The 19,846-nt window shown below is 58.8% G+C and carries 12 protein-coding genes; 10 read left to right on the top strand and 2 right to left on the bottom strand.

Annotated elements, in window-relative coordinates:
* Positions 1-6 precede the first annotated feature (6 nt).
* From H8S62_RS18530 to H8S62_RS18525, 10 genes are all read left to right on the top strand, one after another.
* A complete protein-coding gene (locus H8S62_RS18530) occupies positions 7-1,113 on the top strand; it encodes a MupG family TIM beta-alpha barrel fold protein (protein ID WP_155148863.1) in 1,107 nt (368 codons plus the stop codon).
* Between the two features lie 321 nt (positions 1,114-1,434).
* Positions 1,435-2,781: an S-layer homology domain-containing protein gene (locus H8S62_RS10765; RefSeq protein ID WP_173023598.1), complete on the top strand. Its 1,347-nt coding sequence runs from the start codon at positions 1,435-1,437 to the stop codon at positions 2,779-2,781.
* A gap of 16 nt (positions 2,782-2,797) precedes the next feature.
* Positions 2,798-6,253, top strand: a complete 3,456-nt coding sequence (locus H8S62_RS10760; RefSeq protein WP_155148867.1) for a hypothetical protein — start codon at positions 2,798-2,800, stop codon at positions 6,251-6,253.
* Between the two features lie 18 nt (positions 6,254-6,271).
* Complete coding sequence (locus H8S62_RS10755; RefSeq protein ID WP_155148869.1) at positions 6,272-11,563, top strand: Ig-like domain-containing protein; 5,292 nt, start codon at positions 6,272-6,274, stop codon at positions 11,561-11,563.
* Positions 11,564-11,891: 328 nt separating this feature from the next.
* Positions 11,892-12,356 carry a hypothetical protein gene (locus tag H8S62_RS10750; RefSeq protein ID WP_155161420.1) on the top strand — a complete coding sequence of 155 codons (465 nt, stop codon included), beginning with the start codon at positions 11,892-11,894 and terminating at the stop codon, positions 12,354-12,356.
* A gap of 34 nt (positions 12,357-12,390) precedes the next feature.
* Positions 12,391-12,798 (top strand): hypothetical protein, encoded by a 408-nt coding sequence (locus H8S62_RS10745; RefSeq protein ID WP_186919304.1) that lies wholly within the window; start codon positions 12,391-12,393, stop codon positions 12,796-12,798.
* 206 nt (positions 12,799-13,004) lie between these two features.
* The gene (locus tag H8S62_RS10740) at positions 13,005-13,319 is read left to right on the top strand and encodes a hypothetical protein (protein ID WP_186919302.1); all 315 of its coding nucleotides are present in this window, start codon (positions 13,005-13,007) and stop codon (positions 13,317-13,319) included.
* Positions 13,316-14,131, top strand: a complete 816-nt coding sequence (locus H8S62_RS10735; RefSeq protein WP_186919301.1) for a hypothetical protein — start codon at positions 13,316-13,318, stop codon at positions 14,129-14,131. The genes H8S62_RS10740 and H8S62_RS10735 overlap by 4 nt, the downstream gene beginning before the upstream one ends.
* Before the next feature lies 1 nt (position 14,132).
* Entirely contained in the window at positions 14,133-14,516 is a 384-nt protein-coding gene (locus H8S62_RS10730) for a DUF4314 domain-containing protein (RefSeq protein ID WP_186919299.1), read from the top strand.
* A gap of 69 nt (positions 14,517-14,585) precedes the next feature.
* Positions 14,586-15,701, top strand: coding sequence for a recombinase family protein (locus H8S62_RS18525; protein WP_186919297.1), 1,116 nt, complete (start codon positions 14,586-14,588; stop codon positions 15,699-15,701).
* A gap of 921 nt (positions 15,702-16,622) precedes the next feature.
* On the opposite strand, the gene H8S62_RS10720 is transcribed toward H8S62_RS18525, so the two are convergent.
* Positions 16,623-18,086: a hypothetical protein gene (locus H8S62_RS10720; protein ID WP_186919295.1), complete on the bottom strand. Its 1,464-nt coding sequence runs from the start codon at positions 18,084-18,086 to the stop codon at positions 16,623-16,625.
* Positions 18,083-19,834 carry an InlB B-repeat-containing protein gene (locus H8S62_RS10715; protein ID WP_186919294.1) on the bottom strand — a complete coding sequence of 584 codons (1,752 nt, stop codon included), beginning with the start codon at positions 19,832-19,834 and terminating at the stop codon, positions 18,083-18,085. The genes H8S62_RS10720 and H8S62_RS10715 overlap by 4 nt, the downstream gene beginning before the upstream one ends.
* Positions 19,835-19,846 lie beyond the last annotated feature (12 nt).

Genomic DNA, 19,846 nt, shown 5'->3' with positions numbered 1-19,846 from the left:
GACACAGTGAGAGTAGGCATTAGCCTTTACCCCGAGTTTATGGACGATGGCGTCCTGCGCAGCTATATAGGCAACGCGGCAGCCCTGGGCTATCGGCGGGTCTTCCTCTCTTTTCTCCTGAAAGAGCTCCGTTTCCAGGGGGCCGCAGGGCCTGAGTCGCCCTTCTTCGACAGGGCCATTGCCTGTTGCCATGAATACGGTATCCAGGTCACCGCCGACGTCAACGACCAGGTGATGGACGCCTTTGGTGCACCGGAAGATGCAGTCTCCATCCTGGCACATCGGGGTTTGGATGTCATCCGTGCCGACAGCGCACTGCCCGGCGGCATCCTGAACGCTCTGGCCCGCACAGGCCTGGTCCTGGAGCTCAATGCGGCAGACCTGGATCCTGCTAGCCCGGATGGATACTCCCGGGCAGTAAGGGAGGTGGAGCGGCTTTTGTCCCACCTGCCCGCTGGGCAGGTGAGGGGATGCTTCAACTTCTACCCCAGGACAGGCACCGGCCTCTCCCTCTCCCGGGTACGGGATACCTCTGTCTTCCTACACGACTATGGGATCCCAGCCGCAGCCTTCGTGTCGTCACTGAGTGCCCCCCCGGTGCTCCATGCCCACGGAAGGGGGGTGTGTACGGTGGAATGCCTGCGCGATGTCCCACCCGAGATCGCGGCGTCCGCCCTGGGCCTGTGCGGCGTGGACGAGGTGCTCTTCGGGGACCTCTCCGCCAGTCAGGCGGAGTTATCTGCCCTGTCCGCCGCCTGTGCAGACAGCGCTGTCCGCCTTCCTGTCGTCTACTGCCGGGACTGCCCCCAGGAGGTACGACAGCGTCTGGCCGAGCACGTGCTGACCAACCGCGAGGACAGTCCCGAGTATGTGCTGCGGGCCACTGCCACCCGGGGGCTCTCAGTCGAGCCGACGCGCACCGGTCCCCGGCCCCGCTGCAGTGTTACGGTGGACAACAGCCGTAGCGCCCAGTACCGGGGTGAAATCCAAATCATGCTGCGGGATATGCCTGCCTGCGAGGAGGCAAACGTGGTGGGATTCATCCACCCGGACGCCTGGGTGCTGCTGCCGCTTCTAAGCGGTCACTCCTTCCGCCTGATTCCGTACGAATAAATATGTTTTAAATGCTACATATAAAAAGTGTTGGTATTAACTTTGGCCTTATAATGAGCCACAGTGTATTTTTTATACCAATTTTCCTTCACCAATTGAATGAATATGCATATCGGCAGTAGGCAAAGAGGGGGTGCCGGCAATCCACAAACTGTGGCAGAACGCTGCAGAGTGTTACATCATAGAGCAAACTTAAAAAGGGATGGAGGAAAAATGATGAACTTTCGCAAATCGCTACCCCTCTTACTAGCACTTGCACTGGCAGTATCTATGGCCGTGCCTGCACTGGCAGAGGGCGAACCATCCGGGAGGTACGGCGATATGGCAGGCCACTGGGCGGAAGAGATTATAGACCGCTGGAGTGGGTACGGCGTCGTTCAGGGTGACCAGAACGGGAACTTTAACCCCGACCGACCCATTACCCGGGGCTCCATGGCCACTGTCGTGGTAAATCTGCTGGGTCTCTCTGAGAAACCCGACGCCAACCCTTATGCCGACCTACAGGGCGGCGAGTGGTATGCCGACGCGGTCTTGAAGTGCACCGCCGCCGGCATCATGCAGGGCGACGGCAGTAAGTGCAATGCCGAGGCCAACGTCACCCGCCAGGAGGCCACCGTGATGTTCACCCGCGCGCTGAACGTCCACTTCAGCGCCGCCCCCGACCTGAGCAAGTTCCCGGACGGCGGCGACGTGGCCTCTTGGGCCGCCGGAGCCGTCTCCGCCATGGCGGAACGGGGCATCATCACCGGCACCGGCAATGGCACGGTCTCCCCCACCTTGAATATCGACCGTGCCTCCACCATGGCCATCCTGGACAAGGCCATCAGCACATATGCCGACAGGGCGGGCAGATACGAGGCCAAGCCCACCGGTATCACGCTGGTGCGGGCTGGCGGCGTGACCATTACCGGCAAGGCCCGGGATATCCTGGTGGCCCCCGGCACTGCGGACGGACAGGTAAAGCTGGACAATACCGCCGTTTCCGATACGGTCACCGTCAGTGCGCCCAATGCCAAATTGGTTACAGAAAAGGGTTCCATCACCTCCAACGTAGAAATCACCCGCGACGGCGTCTCCCTCACCGGCGAGGGCACAGTGGGCACCGTAGCCGTCAACGCCGACCACTGCAGCATCTGCCTTCCCGGCAGAACAGTGGTCGAGGTGGCCGACCGTGCGGAGGGCACCCAGATTTGTGGGAAAGACATCCCCGGAGGGACCACCTATATCATCGGAAAGTCCTCCGGCGGTGGCAGCGGCTCTGTCGCGCCGAAAGATCCTGTGACCCAGCACGGCACTTGGCGCGACGCGCTAGATTCCTCTTCCGTGCCGGGCGATGTCAAGCAGTACATCCGCTTTGCCTATTTGGGTGAGTACCAGGGCGTGAACTTTCAGGTCATACCCAACGTCATCCCCGTGGGCGATGGGTTCAACACCTCCATTTTTGACGAGAGCCGCAACCTCTGGCTCGGCACGGACAACGGCATCCTGATTCTTACCCAGGATGGCGCGGTCAACGCCGTTATTACAGCTGACGGCAAGACACCGGAGTACCTGAAATACGCCAAGGTGACCATGCTCTTCAGCGACGGCGGCAGCGGGGCATGGGTCCTGTGCGGCGACCCTGCCACAGAGGAGAACGCTGTGAGCCACATCGCTGTTGTAGAGTGAGAGGGAGGGAATAAAGATGTATCACGATCATAAGAGACTGCTTGCCCTGGCGCTGTCTGTCACCGTGGCTTTCTCCTGCGTCTCGCCTGCGGCCGGCGCCTATATGGCACCGTCTGCCGCAGCTACCTCCTCAGCCATCCAACTGGGCACCTATCTGACCAAGGAGATGAACTACTTCGCCAAGGGAGACAGCCGCATCCCCATCGACGGCTGGGTCCGTGACGCCAGGACCTTCGGCGGCGACCTGGCACTGCTTCCCTTCCGCAAGCTGCCCGCAGAGGTCAAAGACCTGTTCGGGGACATCGGCTCCGACGTCTCCATCGCACTGAAGGACGCGGACGGCGTATACTGGGTCGCCCTGGGCGGAAAGGGCATCGTCCGCGTGGACTTCACTGAAGCCGATACCCGCGATGTCTTTCAATATTTCTTCGGTCCCCGCTATATCTATGACGGCAACAGCCCTGAGGAGAGCGTCGTCACCGGTCTGCGCAGCGACGGTGAGCACGGTATCTGGGTGGAGAGCCGCGAGGGCGTGGTCCATATCCGCATGGTGGAGCGCACGCTGCGCGAAAAGGCCGACGTGAACGGCCAGATCAACGACAAGCTCACCACCTTCCGGGGAAGCATTATTGATGCCTACGTAAAGCCCTACGACATGGGCAACAACGATTCCGACGGCGCTCCCACTTCCGACACTTCCCTGGATCCCAATACGAGCGAGTGGCAGAGCATCGTCGAGCCGGACGGCTCTGTTCGGATGTTCCAGCAGCTCTCCAAATATGGCGACAACAACGACTCCTACTGGACCGGCGTAAGTCTGCTTGGCTATGGGAACGAGTATGAAGCTCTACGCAATTCCGACGACCCCGCCGACCAATTGGCGGCCGAACAGGCCCGCGACCGCATCGTCAAAGGTGCCATGAACTGCATGGCCCTCACTAAGCTCAACGGCACCGGTGATGGCTTCGTCATGCGCAATTATAAATTCAAGGGCGAGCCCGGCAACGACAACGGCAGTGTCAACGGCAAAATCACCTATCATCTCTTCAAAGACTCCGGCAATACCGACGAGGCGAAACTGGAGGAGGGCGACCGCTTCATTGTCCGAAAGATGGGAAATATGAACAATCCCAGAAACGGCGCCGAGGTCAAGTATTTCCCCTCCGACCTCTACTTTGGGGACGGTCTCCCCAACTTCGCCATGGGTGTTGAAACAGCCCAGGCCGCAGGCAGCGGCGTCAAGATGGATCCGGTAACTGGCGAGCCGATGAAAGATCCAGACGGCAGCTTTATTGCCATCTCCTCCCCCGGCTATATGCTGCTGGGCGACGTCTACAATCCCGACATGGGGCTGGGGAAGGACGACCCCGTCATCGCCGAAGCCCGCAAAGACGTCAAGGTCTATACGCCCTACGTGAGCGCCACCACCCCCGTCTATCAGGATGGTCCCGACGGGGAGCCCGTTCGCCAGCCTGACCGCGACTATGACTGGGCCTTCTCTTATCAGGCCCAGGAGGATGTGTCTGAAAAGTATCCCGAGCTGGTTGCCAAATTTGCTGAGCCCGACCCCAATCAGCCCACCCGTCCCGGCTATGACGTGCCTGCGAATATGACCAATCTCACTTACTACACCGATACCTCCTCCGAGGAGCCTACCGGGCAGTTTGCCTCCTATTTCACCCTCTATCACTACGTCATCAAGCCGGAGCTGGCCGATTCCAACACCAGCTCGGCGCGCAGAGCGGAGGATGAGTCGATGCTAAAACTCCTGCGGGACAGCGCGGCTACCACCCTGAATCACATTATCGACAACGGATATGTCCTGATGGATCCCTGCGGACATCAGAGTACCTGGGGCAAATGGAACCGGGACTACTTCAACTGGGACTGTGACCCAGACACCGAGGGCATCCAAAACCACGTCTTTATGCCCGATGCTGTCCTAAACGCCTCCGAGATGTTCATGTTTACCCGCGTGACCATGGAGCTGCTGGAGGATGTAAAGGACGACGTCACCACCAGCACCGGCATCAACATGAGCGGTCTTAACATGACCGGCAAGGACCTGGTAGCTGGGACCGACGGCTATGCCACCTACAAGAGCGCCTATGACAAGGCTGCCGCTGAGTATGCGAAGATGAAGCAGCCCCTCCAGCCTGACCGCCCCATGAATCAGCTGACCCCCATTATCCCCAATGACCCCGCAAATGGTGTAGGATATCTCGAACTTATGCAGCAGTTCAACGAGCGCAATATGCTGATGATCCAATACTGGATCGACGACATTGCATTCACCCTGGATGACATCGAAAAGAATAGCGGGCGCGTCTCCCTTGAGGCCGCCACAGTTTCCATGACTGCCCATGATCACTACAACGGTGACGAACCCGTGGCCGAAGAGGACATTGAGTACCTCAGAAGCGCCCTCAGGACCTACCAGGATGCCTATCAGAACAAGGACTCCGCCGCCGTGGGTAATTTCTCCGACGCACTGATGTATTTTTGTGTATATGCTCCTCTGAGCATCTTGACCCGTGGGGAGTCTGACGTCTATCCAGGGGTCGTCGATGCCTTCTCTCAAATCTATGATGGTCAGTTAAAGGCCCAGGAGATCCCTTTCAACGCCTACCTGATGAAGACGCTGGATCCCAACCATCCCGGTATCGATCAGGACGTGATGGACGCCACCCGCCAGCTAATCCGCACCCCTCAGTATCTGATGAAGTACTCTGGAGAGGGTTCCTATAACGGTGTCTACCGCAAGGATACTCTCTGGTTTGAACTGATGGACTGGTACGATCACGAGACCTCCGGCTCCACCAATGTCTACCCCTTCGACGAGCGCCGGGTCTCCAAATTCAACACCAACATCCTGGCGGTGGATGATGCAGACTACGAAGACTGCGCCAGTGACTTTAACAACGGGAAGAAAACATCTGATTATACGGCCACGATCTATATGTACGATCCCTCCCCCTATACCACCGGCTATTGGCTCGGTATCAACAACGGCTTCATTGAGGAGACCGTCAAGTCCACCGGGTCCGCCGTCCAGACCTACACCTACGACCAGGTCAAGGCCCTCTTTTCTAGCGAGGGCGCCCAGGGCGCAGTAAAGCAGTATATCGACTTCCTGGAGGACTCCTCCTACGGCACTGGAAACGACGCCGCCTTTTCCGCGCTGGATCTGGCCAATACCGAGACCTTCGTAAACAAGGACTTCGCCCTATCCCCCTCTCTGTTCCCCTCTCTGCGCAATGTGGCGGCTTCCTGCCTGACGGAGGACCGCTCCACTCTGTGGCTGGCCTATCAGAGCGGCGGCGTTGATGTGGTGAACATCAGGACTGGCGACAGCACCCATTTTGAGGCTGATGCTCTATCCAAGGGTCAAGCGTTGCTCCTGGTGTATGATGAAGACCGCGACGCCGCTTTTCTCATAACAGAACGCGGTGTGTCGCAGATCAATGCATAAGTGAAGGAGGAGATCAGGTTGAAAAAGCAGCTTGGGAAACAAATCCTCTCTCTGGCCCTAGCCGGCGCGATGGTGACCTCTATGGCCGCCACCGCGGCTCCGACTTTGGCTAAGGACGCGGCGCTTGAGAAGTCTGTCGCCTACCAGCCCATTGAGTTGGAGGCCGCTCCCACTAAAATCATGGATTATCTTTCCATCCAGGACCCTGCAGGCGTGGACTGGGTCACTGACAGCGAGGCCCTCGCCTTCCTGCCGGCTGCCGCCATCGGCGATGTGACCTGCGCGGTACAGGCCACCGACAGGGCTGTCTGGGTGGGCACCAAGAACGGCCTCATGCGCATGGACTTCAACGAGAAGGACCCCAGGGACATGGTGCAGTACTTTGCCGGCAACCGCTACCTCTATAATGGTGATGACCACGTAACTGGTCTGGCCGCCGACGATGACTGCGGCGTCTGGGTCCGGAACGCCGCCGGCTCGGTCCACATCAGGATGCCTAAAATGACTTTAGAGGACCGCACCTACTTCTACGAAAAGATGGTCAACGACGTCAATGACCGCCGGGGCATGGTCACTGACAGCAATCGTTATACCTACGACCCGGCCACCGGAGAGTATACCCAGTCCTTCGCCGGCACCAATGATAACGACGGCCTCTGGACCGCCATGTACGCCATGGGTGAGATTCTCCGCTACCAAGCCCTGAAAAAGGAGGGCGCGCCCAGCCACGAGATCGCCGCCGCCAAGGCCGCCGCCACCCGAGCCACCAAGGCCGTTCTGTTGCTGGACTATGTCTCCGGCCGCGGCAACGGCTTCCCCTGCCGCTCCTATCTGCTGACCAGTGAGGCTGAGGCGCAGAGCGGCGCCAACGGCCTGCAGACCGACGGCTTCTGGTTTGGAATTGAGATGCTGGACGCGGGCGAGAGCTACCCCGACCCCATCATTGATGAACTAACGCTGGAGGGCAAGACGCCCATCGGCATCGCCACCGTCCGCCCCACCCGCGACGCCCTGCAGAAGCGCGGCTCCCAAATCTTCCCCCAGGACACCGACTTCAACGGCCTGGGACTAAGCCAGTCCACTATCGACAGGTTTAACGAGGCGCGCCCCGATGGGCAGAAGCTGGGCACCGATATCGTGTCTAATAACTCCAACCAAGTATTCCCCCTCATGGTCAGAGGGATCAACAACAAGCTCGGCTTTGTGGAGCCCACGGCTGATCACCCTGTCAAAGAAGAGGACATCCTCTTCCAGCTTACCGCCCCTGTCTATGAGCAGATCCCCACGATTTTCAACGATCTCTTCCCCGACAGCGCCATCGTAGACGGCCACGTGGACATGGAGCAGATTGTCTACAAGGCAGACACCTCCTCCGACGAGGTGGACGGACACTATGCACTTTTCCTCACCGCCTACCGCTACCTCTGTGATGAGGGATCGGACAAGGAACTGAGGAAATATGTGGCGGAAGCCTGCCTGCGCATGACAGACCTCATCCTCAAGGATGACCGCTACTACATCGTGGACGCCACCGGCAAATCCACCCAGTGGTCCCGCTGGCTCTCCCGATACTTCAATGACAGCATAGACGTGATGAAGGCCCAGGAGGGATGGAGCCTGTACCGCATCGGCGTAGATGAAAATGGCGAGGACCAGCTCTCCTACGGCTATGAGGACGCCTCCCTGAATGCGCTGGAGGTCATGGCCGCCCTGAAGACTGCCGCCTACATCGCAGAGGCGGAGGGCGACCCGAGGGCGGAGGTCTACGCTACCGCTTACAGCCAGTGCTTTGAATCTCCCTACTCCGGCGGCGGCGTTCCCAATGACCCCAATTCCTATGTAAACGGTAAGGGCTATATCGAGATGGCACTGGAGCATATCCCCCGCCGTATCATTCGACAGAACACCGACGCCTACGGCGAAAACGGGAACAAACCCGTCACCGAGTACACCCCTGGCAAAAAGATCTTCAACAACGCCCTCCACGAGGACTGGACCCAGTACGTGAACTACTCCGACGAGGAGCTAGGCTGGTTCCCGGTATACTCCCTGATAACTCTAGAGGAGGACGAGGCGCGCCACTCCAAAATCGTAGATGCCTATGATCTGTGGTACGATGGACAGGAGGAGCGGGAGGAGAATCCCTTCTACACCTTCCTCTACCAACTGGCTCACCCCGAAAAGAGCGATGTGGACCTCCAGTCCGCCGTACGGTACTTCTACCGCTCCCCCCTGCTGCGCAACAACCAGATGCACGCCCGAGGCGACCGTCAGGATGTGTTGTATATTGAGGCCGGCAACCGGGACAGCAGAGCGCAGACCAACTACGCCCTGCCCCTGGACGAGATGAACATCGGTAAGGACAACGGCAATCCCTTCGCCCGCTATAACGGCTATGGTCCTCAGACCGGGAGTCCCTACACCTCAGGCAGCCTGGACTGCTGCACCGTCTTTACCCTGCCCTACTGGCTGGGCCGCTTTTACGGCATAATTGAAGAGACGGAATCCGACTACTACACCCGAGTTGCGCCGGATGCGTTCATTGACACCAGCACCGCTGACATCGTGTCTGTCACCGTCACCGACAACGGCACTCCTTTGGAGCGCATGATCGTGGACTTCTATGAGGACGGCTCCTATATCGGCCGCACCCGTACCGACGCTTCCGGTAAGGCCGCCCTCATCCATACCGTGAAGGGCAATATCACCGCCACCGTCACCGAGCGGCTCGTTGGCCGGACCATGTACGATCAGGTCGATGCCCGCACCCTGACCCTGCGTCTCTCTGTGCCTGCCAACATGGAGATGGTGGTAGGTGAGCACCACAGCCTTGATTTTGTTATGCTGCCCGAGACGAATAAGGAGCGCGGCTTAATCTGGTCCTCCAGCGACGAGAGCGTTGCCACCGTGGACAGATGGGGCCGCGTGACCGCCGTGGGCGCCGGCAATGTTGTCATTACCGCCACCGCCAAAATCGACACTGAGGAAATAGACACTGCGGAGATCAAGGTCGTTGCGACCACAGATGACCTTACCAAGATCAGCCATAAAGATATCGTAACCTACACTGAAGATGCCGCTGAAGAGGTCCAGAATCTCCAGAAATATGTGGACCGCTACACCAAAGCAGAAGCGCTGGGAGATGCCGACGTGCCTCAGACTGTAAAGGACGTGCTGGCTCCGCCTGCCGCCCCAGCCGCCGAGGGAGAGGTCCTAGTCGAGGAGGAGGCCCCCACCGAGGGAGAGGCGCTGTTCGAGGGAGCGGCCCCTATCGAGGACACTATGCCCAAAGCGGACATTCAGCCCCTTGCCGGGCGATTTGAGGAAGCTATCACTGCGGCGTCCACAGCACCTGTGAGCGATGGCGCTGTGACCTGGAGCGTAGAGAGCTACGGCATTCAGCGCATCGATGACGATCCCGCCCATCAGCGGGATGCCAAGCAGTTCTTCATGGGCAACCGCTACCTGCCTGAAGGCAATATCATCCACATCGAGAGCGACGGCAGCAACGGCCTGTGGGTGGTATCCGATTCTGCAGACGCCACCGCAGTTACCCACATCCGCATGGTGGAGCTCTCCTACACCGACAAGGCCGCTGAGATGAGCAGGACCACTCAGGATATCATAGCCCGCCGGGGTATGGTGTCCGAAGCCAATTGGAGTGGTACTGAGTGGATCCCCACAGAGACTGATAACGACGGTCTGTGGACCTCCATGTACGGTGCGGGTGAACTGATGCGTTACAGCGTGCTCAAAAATGCCCCCGGCGCAACAGAAGACGAGATTGCTGCCGCCCGGGAGACTGCCCTCAACTCTATCAAATCGGTCTTGCTCCTCTCCAATATCACCTGTCGCACCGGCGATGTGGATGCCTATATCCGTCCGCTGAAGAACGAGTCCAACCAGTATCTGTATTACGACAAATTTGAGGGTCTGGCCCTGCTCAAGGGCAAGGACTTTTCCATCAACGCCCCTCAGTCCGGCCCTGCGGGCGCTACTGCCCGCGTTGAAGACCCCGATTTGATGGCTCCCTTCTTCCCGGATGACTGGGCCCCGGTAACGGAAAGCTCCGACAAAGAGGACTTTGAGACCCGTGCCCGGACTCTGGAGGGCATGATTGCCCGGACGTATTGTCTGGATGGGGAATACCCTGGCCGGGACTTCAATGACGGCTACTACTGGGATATCGAGGGCGACACAGCCACCTGTGTCGAAAGCACCTCCGAGAAGGTCAAATGGGAGAAATTGGTTTTTCAGACTGTGGATGCCTCCGGTCATATCCCGGCTGCCGTGGCCGATCTGCTGGGAAACGCCACCAAGGATAATATTATTTACAAGACCGATACCAGTACCGACGAAATCATCGGCCATCTCTTTATCTACAAAATTGCATACGACATTCTGGACGAATACAATCCCGAGGAAAAGGAGGTCAAGGAGCTGCTGGTAGACACCGTGCGTCGATTTGCCCGGCACATGGCGGACAACGGCTACTCCCTCCGGGACGCCACTGGTCAGGCCACCACCTGGGGCAAGACCGAGCGGGACTACTTCAATAACGCCTATGCCTGGGAAGATTGTGCCCTCAACAGCTTGGTAAACCTATGTACCTTTAAGCTGGCCGCCTATGTGACCGGCGAGGCGCGCTGGGAAGAGGAGTACCGTATGTTGGCCCTGGACGAGCCCTACCGCTATGCCGACCTGGCAGGCGAGTACTGGGAGCGTTGGGAACATTTGGCCCATGTGGATGGCAAACTGGATGAAAACGCTTCTCAGGCTGAGATTAATACCTGGATCCAGCAAAACCTGAATTACTCCGATGAAGAGATGGCCATGTTGGCCTACTACATCCTGTTCCAAATGGAGGCTGACGAGTCCATTCTCAAAAAGTACCAGGTGGGCCTGAATGCTTGGTGGAACTCTATCCAGTACAGTGAGAACCCCCTGTGGTACTATATTTACCAGCTTGCCTACCCCAACGAGGAGATGTTCGACGCCTATGGCAACGCGCTGGTGGATACCGCCGCCTGGGCTCTCTCCCGCCATCCTATCGACACGATCAAATGGTGCGCCAGTAACAACAGCCGTCCCGACGTGGAGCAGGACGAGGGACTCTCCCGTGACAAAACCACCGGCGAGATCCGCGTCGTTCCCTTTGATGAACGTGCAATACATAAGTACAATGGCTCCACCTATAGACTGAACGACGACGATTCCAATCAAATGGAATCGTCCACCACCTATACCCTTCCCTACTGGATGGGCCGCTATCATGGTATGATAGTTCCGATGGAGGACGTCCTAACGTGACCCTTGCCAGCAAGAGCTGAATTGCCGCCAGGTGTCCCCACTACCATTCTAGTTATATTGGCCCGCCACGCCTGCTGGCGTCCACCCCTGCTGAACATTGTGTGCCAAAATAGATGCCGACTGGGGAAACCCAGTCGGCATCAGGCTTTGCGGGGTTTTTATACCCCCAAATCTCACCTTTTTTTCAGTAGATATTTTTACCCCGTTTTAGGGCAAAACAGGACTCGAACTCTCACAGACGAATAAAGCACGCAGGTAGGACCCATCGAGCGGCGGTACTTCAAACGAGGTACCGCCGCTTTTTTATTTCTCAGAAAGGATGGTCCCCTTGTATTTCACCGACGGCCCCTTACAGGTCTATGAACAGGAAATGCGGCATCCGCCGTATGAGAGGCGGCCGGGCGGCGGACTATACGTCTGCCCGTCCACCACTGCCGCCTCCTCTCTCCCCTCCCATACTCAGGTGTCAAAAATGAGCTACCGGCAGTTGGTCTCCGAGCGCTTCCATGGGTTGGAGCGCTCCCTCCTCTGGCAGAGGATCGAAGCGCTGACCGCGGGCGCAGCCGGCCTCCACTACAACGGTGCCGGACACCTGGAGCGGATAAGGGCCTGTCAGCCCACCGATGGCCCTATCATCGACCCTATGGATCGTCTCGTGCTGGACACCTTCGGCCTGTATATTAACTGCTGCCCCGATCAGGATTTTCTGAAAGGGGACCTGCTCCCTGTCCTCATCCCGGCACAGATCGAAGCGGAGCGGAAGGCGTTCGGCATGTCCGCCATGGACCTATGACCTCAACAAAATCTTGATAAGGAGAATACACGCAATGATCCGTGCATTCGTAAGCCACGACGGGAACGTTTTGTCCCTCGACCTGCCCCATCGCGGCATCCCCATCACACGCCTCTTGGATGGGCTGGACCTCCCCTGCCAGCCTTGGCGGCTCCAGGCCGCCGGCTCCGCCGGCGTTCGGGTGGCCCTGACCGCCACCGACGAGATGGGCGCCGCCCTTTTGGCGAAGCTGGACCTGCACTGTCCCCTGGTGGTGCTGGACAAGCTCTGCTTCGAGATCAGATCCGCCTGCCCCGGCGGCCGGTACCGGGATCTTCCACAGCGGGTGAGTGCATCTCCTTCCGGCGAGATCACCGGCCTGATCGACATCGTGCGCAGCGCGGCGCGCGAATGGTCTCTCCCCGAGCCCGGTCAAGATGCACAGCCGAAGGAGGACACATAAGATGCCCTGGTATTCGTTGGACGTATTTGCCGCGATGGCGGAAGAGCGCGCACAGGATGACCAGGCTCTGGCCCGCCGGTGTATCGAAGGACTCACCGGGTACGCCGCGGAGCTGCGCCAGCGGGCAGGCCCGGACGCCCGCGCTCCGGAAACTGGTCGATTCCATCGCCAGCTACTGGGGCCTGTGGGATGAAGAGCCCCCGGCAGTGCGGGAAGGTCTTCTGGCCGCCTTTGACCGCCGCATGAAAAATACGGACACTGCGACCGCCCCGCTCCAAACCTCCGCCGCCCTGACCGCCGATGCGCTGTACGGCCTCTACCGCTATGGCATGGACCTGAGCCCCAACATGGGCTCGGACGCCGCGGAAGAGCTCCACAGCATCTCATCCCTCATCCAGGAAGCGGCCAGCTTCTGGGACGTTGGCTCCCCCGTGGTCGACCAGCTCTGCGCCAACATCGATGCAGCCCTGGATCATCAAACGGAACGGGAACGGGCTCCGCAGTTGGGAGGTTACCAATGAATATCAAGCTTATCCCACGCTCCGCCACCGAAGAGGAGGCGGAGCTGTTTTATTCCAGCATGGATGAGTCGGAGGACCGGGAGCTGGCCTGCGTCGGCCATCTACGGATGGACTTTGGGCATAAAGGCCGGGAGTTCTGGTCTACGTGGTGGCCGCATAATGACGACGTGTTGAATGTTCCTGTCTTCAAGGACGAGCTGGACCGGGTGGTCAATGAGCTTCGGGAGTGCGGTCCCCTGAAGGACCTCTCCACCATGGCCGCCTATTGCACGGCCTACCCTGACGGGCGGCTGGGCGAGGGCGTCTTCGGGTTCATCATTGAGACTGAGCGTTACCGCTACTGCCTGCGCTGCACCCCCCGACAGGGCGACTACAACGGATACCTCTACGCCTACGACAAGCACCAGCAGGCGCTGAACTCTACCCGCTCTTCCTCCGGCCTGACGGATGCCGGCAGACAGGCGCTCCAGGCCGCCGCTGATCCAAGCATACCGCATGAGTATGAGTGGTTTGTGATCGAAGGTATCAACACCCCCCAGGAGCGGCTGACGGCAGGGTCCTTGGAGTACGCCATCCAGCAGTACATTGGGAGCGGCAGCCGTGATAAGCGCCTTGGCGTGACCAAGGACTGCATCGCCACTGTGGACTTGGTGGTGCAGACGGACGGAGTGCAGCGCTTTTTTTCAGACCATACCGCTTTGGACAGCTTCAAGCAGGACCCCATGGTCGCCGCGGCAGTCCAAACACTGCACCGGGTACTGGACGACCAGGCAGCCGCGCCGACAATGGGAATGAAGATGGAGGGGATGTAGCATGGTCCCGGACAGCAGGTGGCTGAAATTTCTGCGAGAGCAGCTCCCTCATGGATCGCGCATACAGCTCCGGGAGATGAAGGACCCTTACAGTCCGGTAGAGCCCGGGACTATGGGGACGCTGGATCACATCGACGATATGGGCGTTCTCCATGTCCGCTGGGACAACGGACGCACCCTCAGCCTCATTCCGGGCGAGGACCGCTTCTCCGTCCTGCCCCCCGCCCCCTCCCTGCTCAAGCTGTACATGCCGCTGACCGGCGACCTCTTTGAGCGCGATGAGTGGGGAGACATGGATGAATCCTCGGAGCTGGGCGGCCGGGAGCTCCTGGAGCACGAGAACAGCATTTTGGCTGAACTCAGGAATCGATACTCGCGTGGATGATGAACAGTTGCTCACACTGACCGCTTACATAGCCCAGCAGGAGAGTCAGAGTATGTCCACCAACATCAAGTGAGCAACCGGCGGGCCTTTGAAAACGGCAGTGTTTGGTATCGCTATCAAAATTGGTACGCCTACCGCGAGGGCAGTGACGGGGAGCCTGAACACGTTCCGGAGGAGCTCCCCATCCTACAGCGTATCTGCAAAGAATATCTTGCTGGGGCCACCCCCAGAATGATCCGAGACGGGCTGAACCGCGAGGAGATAGCGAACCGTGGTAAACCATGGACTGTGCCTGCCATAAGGAGGATCCTTGCGGATGAAAAGAACTGTGGGGACGTCCTTCTGCAAAAAACCTATACGGTAGACTATCTCACCAAAAAGGTAAAGAAGAAAAACGGCGATGTACCAATGTATTTGGTCAAGGACAGACATATCGCAGCCATCCCCCGTGAGATGTACGATTCCATCCAGGCGGAGGCTGCGCGCCATGCCGCAAAGAAAAACGTGTCCGACAAGGCCATGACTGAGCGTGGTAAGTACAGTAGGAAATTTGCTCTAACCAGTCTCCTCTACTGTGGTGAGTGCGGCAGCGCCTACCGCCGCTGTACTTGGACATCAAATGGACAGAAGCGTATCGTGTGGAGATGCGTCAGCCGCTTGGACCATGGCAAGAAATACTGCAAACGTTCCCCCACCATTGACGAGGAAAAGATCCACGCGGCATTACTAGCCACCATGACCAGGGTGATGCAGGACCGCTCCCATCTGACCGAAGTTCTTCGGGAGGGACTGGAAGCCATAGCCATCCCTTCCGACGGAGTACAGGCCAGCCTGTCAGTTATCCAGGACCGACTTGAAGCCAATGAGACGGAGTTCGACCGTCTCATCTACCAGATGGGGCAGGTCGGGGCTTCCGATACCCTGGAACAAAAGGCGAAACTTTTAAGCGCCGAACGCCAGCATCTCCTCCAGGCACAGGAGGAACAGCAAGGTAAAGTCACCAAGGACGAAAGCATTTCCCATTTGAGTGACCACATCTGTGAACGTTTCCTTTCCATACCTGCGGAGTTGACCGAATACAATGATAGGCTGGTCTACCAGCTTGTAGCTGCAGTAAAGGTCGTCAGCTCTGAAAAAATTAAAATTACATTCAAGAACGCACTGGAAATGGACCAAGCGATGTAGTACAACGGCTTTTACAACAATATATCTGATTTGTTAACAAATATCTAAATTGGTAAGCAAAGACAAAAAGAAGGACATGACGTAGTCGTGTCCTTCTTTTTGGGTTTCGCCGCCTTCGGCGGCTCCGCCCGACTCTCTTTATCTGCTCAGGCCAAGTGAATTGGCCCGGCATCAAGATTTTTGCCGTCGGCAAAAATGCCTGGAACGCCGGCTCCTGGCGGGTTTTCCGCCAGCTTCGTTTTTGACTCCCCTTGCCAACATTGTGTACCGAAATAGATGCCGACTGGAGAAACTCAGTCGGCATCAGCCTTACCGGGCTTTTGACACCCCAGATCTCACTTTTTCCAGCAGATATTTTCACCCCGTTTTCGGGCAAAACAGAGCTCGAACTCTCACGGCCGAATAGAGGACGCAGGTGGAGGCCAAAAATAATGATGTGGTCTCCACTTTTTTGTACCATTTGCCGCAGTATCAACACCGCTCTATTCTTAGGCATAGACAGTAAAAGAACAGCGACGAAAGAATACATATGACGGCCACGATAAATGGCTTGCCTTTTTCCGCAAAAACTTCCCGCCCGGCTGCAGGGTCAAGCTCACTGACCGCACGACCTCCAGCATGCTGTTGAAGCCGGGCGAATCAGGCACGCTGGATCTGCCTCGACAGACTGGCACTGACGGGCAGACTCAGTTACCCGCGCTTTGAAAACTGGTTAAGTCCATCGCCGGCTACTGTGGGTCATACCTTTCCGCCCCATGTGTTCCCACACCTATGCAAACAAAGCCAAAGTTTACAGGTCTTTTTTAAGTTGCTATCCAGACTCGAACCGGAGACCGCGCCCTTGTCAGCTTGATTAAGGGTACCAATGTGCTGTTTTCCAATGCTTTCGAGTCAAATAATCCGTCCTCTTTCGCGCTGACCTTAATCAAAGGTATAGACCCGGTCCAGGTACGCTGACCAGGGGTTGTCTTCACAGCCCTGTCCGTCCCGGTAGAGGGCATAGGCCGCCCGGGAGACGTAAATCTTGACCTGCTCCGCCTTTTCAAAGGTGTGTTCCGTTACGGCGCATACCTTTGACTCGTGGCGCAAAACCAAGCGCTCCAGCCGGGTACAGTCGGAAAACACGCCGTCCGGAAGATACTCGATATTCTCCGGCAGCGTCAGTTCCACCAGCTCGTCCGCGCCCTCCAGGGCGCCTGCGGCCAGACTCACCACGCTCTTCCCCCGGTACGAACCGGGGAGGGTTAGCCGGCTCTGAGCGAGCCCCTGGGCGGTGAGTCCGCTAACCTCGTACCCCAGCGTCTCCCCATTATCCCCCACTACAGGCGCAAGCAAAAACAAGTCCATATTCTCTTCCGCTTCCGCCTCCGGCTGCCGGGCAATGGATGCCGGCATTTCGGGCAGAGGATAGTCAACCGCCTCATAGCACCCCAGCCGGGACAGCACATCCTCCGCCAGCCGGCAGGTCCGCAGAACCGCCCCGGCGGAGTTCAGGTGAAAATTATTGTCGTAAAACCAGCCGCTGTCCAGAATATAATCGTTGGGATCGCTGATAATCTGACATGGAAACGCGGTGTTGAAGGTTTGAAAGAAACACTCCACCGCCTCCTGAGAACCGTCCGTCAGCGCGGAGCGGTTTACCGGGCTGAAACTCAGGTAGACTTCCGCTCCCCGCGCTCTGGCGCGGGCGCAGTATGCCGCCACCTCCCCGGCAAAGTCGCCGTCAACGGTCAGGCCCGCCAGGTCCACCGGAGTTGTGGGGTCGAACCCCAGCGCCAGGGCGTTTCCCTCCCGTGGGTAGACCATGTTGCATTCCCTGTCGAAGGAGGCCCTGGCGTATACCCCCTCTGTGGAGGGGGATACGCCGCTCTCACAGATGCTCCAGCGCTCCTGCAGATAGGCAAGATAGCCGCCCAGCACCGCTGACTGCTGGGTGCCGTTCAGCTCCAGCAGCAATTCCGGGGCGTCCTCGGCGCATTTCCAGAATGCACTGGCGCCGAAATAGGAGGACAGGACCTCGTCCACCGGCTCAAGGGCCAAAATCACAATGTCGCCCTCATGCAGGTTATCTCCGGACAGCTCCAGCATGGCGCTGACTCCCACCGCGCCGTAGAGTCCGAAGGAACAGACTTTGTAGTCATAACCACGGTCCGCCATGAGCGTCTCCATCAGCGCAGTATCCAGGCCGAACGCCACATTGCTGCCGCCCACCACAACCAGCCTTTTCCCTTCCGTCTCCCGGAGTCGGCGGTACATGGGGGCGAGCTGTGCGTAGTAGCTCTCGCTGTAGCAGGATGGCATGGCGGCCCCTGCGCCCAGCAGGATTCCAGGCAGGATGCATAGCAGCAGGAGCAGGACCGCCGGCCATTTCAGCTTATCTTTCATGCGGCCTTCTCCCCCAGATACGGTTGCAGGTCAAAGATCCATTTGGCCGTGTTTTGAATGGCCGGATCGGTGAGAAGATGGTAATTGGTGTCGTAGAAGTCGGCGTTTTCATAGAGATAGTCCTCCAGCGAGGAGACCAGCGCGGCGCTGTCCATGCCGCCGATAAACTCCCGGAACCGCTCGTCCATCAGTGCGGCGTTGCCCCGCTGCCCCTCCGGCACGGCGTCCAGGTTGACGCAGGGATACGAGACAAAGACCGCCACGCCCAAGGAGGCATACCAGTCGTAATACGCTTCGAGCCGCCCCATCCCCGCCTCCGTAAGGTACGCCGGGTCCAGATAGACGCTGTCGGAGAGCTTCTCCTGGGAGACGCCCCGGTAGAAGGAGGCACATCCGAAGCGGTCCAGGTACGTGCGCCTGTTGCCGTCCTGATAGACGGCATAATAGCTGCTGCGCCCGTCCTTGACGGAGAGGTAGTGGCAGAGGCTGTCCAGGACGCCGGACACGCTTCCCAGGTCCACCAGGGCAAAGAGATCGTAGTTATTTTCCAGGCCGCACCAGAGGCGCACGTCGTTGTCCCCCATCTCTGTGGCGCCGAGCAATTGGTACTTGCTGGAGAGCTCCGGCGTATGGAAAAGGACGTCGCCTTCGCCGAGAAAGGCGCCCATAATCTGCATCTGGACGGCGGAATTCACCGTCCCGTTCAGCCCCAGGTTGATGAGGGTATAGGCCGGGAACGCGGCCGCCATCATGGCGCCGTCCAGGTTGTACCACATGGCGCAGCCGCCGTAGCCTATCAGCCGCCTCTCCCCCTGGGTGAGGATGAGCAGATCCACCTTGTCGGCGTAGCAGCTCTCCTTGCGGTAGCCGTAACCGTAGGGGGCCTCAACGGCGTTGATAAAGAGGGTCCTCAGGGCGCCGTCTGTAAACGCGTCGTCACCGATGCGCTCAATGTTGTCAAACAGGACCAAAGTGCTCGCCCTGCAGCGCCGGAAGGCGCCGTCCTCCACCCACCTCAGGGTGTTGGGAAACACCACCCTGCCGGCGGCGCAGTCCTCAAAGGCCCCGGCCGTGATTCCCACCACGGCCTGACCGCCGATTTGGGCCGGGACGATCAGGTGCTCATCCGCTCCCCGGTACCCGGTGATGACCGCGCCGTCCTCCACGACGGTCCACGCGAACGACGCCTCCTCCGTCCACCGTTCCCACTGGGCATACAGCGTCACCCCGCCGGGGGCGGGCGTAATACGGCTTCCCAGGCCGACCCGCTCTCCGGAGCCGTCCGCCGCCGTGTTCCATCCGGTCAGCGTATAGCCCTCCCGGGAAAACAGGTCCACACCGGTATCGGTATTGGGCCGGGCGTGGTTGGTGAGGTCGTAGGTGACCGTGCTCTCCTCCCCCGTCCCCCCGTTGGGCAGATAGGTAACGGAGGCATATCGTCTGGTCACCTCCAGCGTTACCCGCGTGGGATAGCGGACCTGCTCCAGCGTCAGCTCCACCTTCCCTCCCCTGCGGGCGGTGCGGTAACCGCCGGGGTAGTCCACGCCGGACACCGAGCAGCCAGAGGCCATTTCCAGATAAAACACCGCGTCCTCCCCCGGTGAGATAAAAATGCCGTTGTTCTCCACCGTGACCTCCTCCGGCGGCTGGATACAGACCTGGATGTCGGTCCGGGGCGCCACCTCGCTGCAGCCCGCCAGCGGCAGGAGGCAGAGAAGCGAGAGCAGAAAAACGACGGTCCGCCCCATAGCGGTACCCTC

The sequence above is a fragment of the Lawsonibacter faecis genome (genome assembly GCF_014287675.1).
Classification (GTDB): domain Bacteria; phylum Bacillota; class Clostridia; order Oscillospirales; family Oscillospiraceae; genus Pseudoflavonifractor; species Pseudoflavonifractor faecis.
This window is presented reverse-complemented; position numbering and strand designations above follow the sequence as displayed.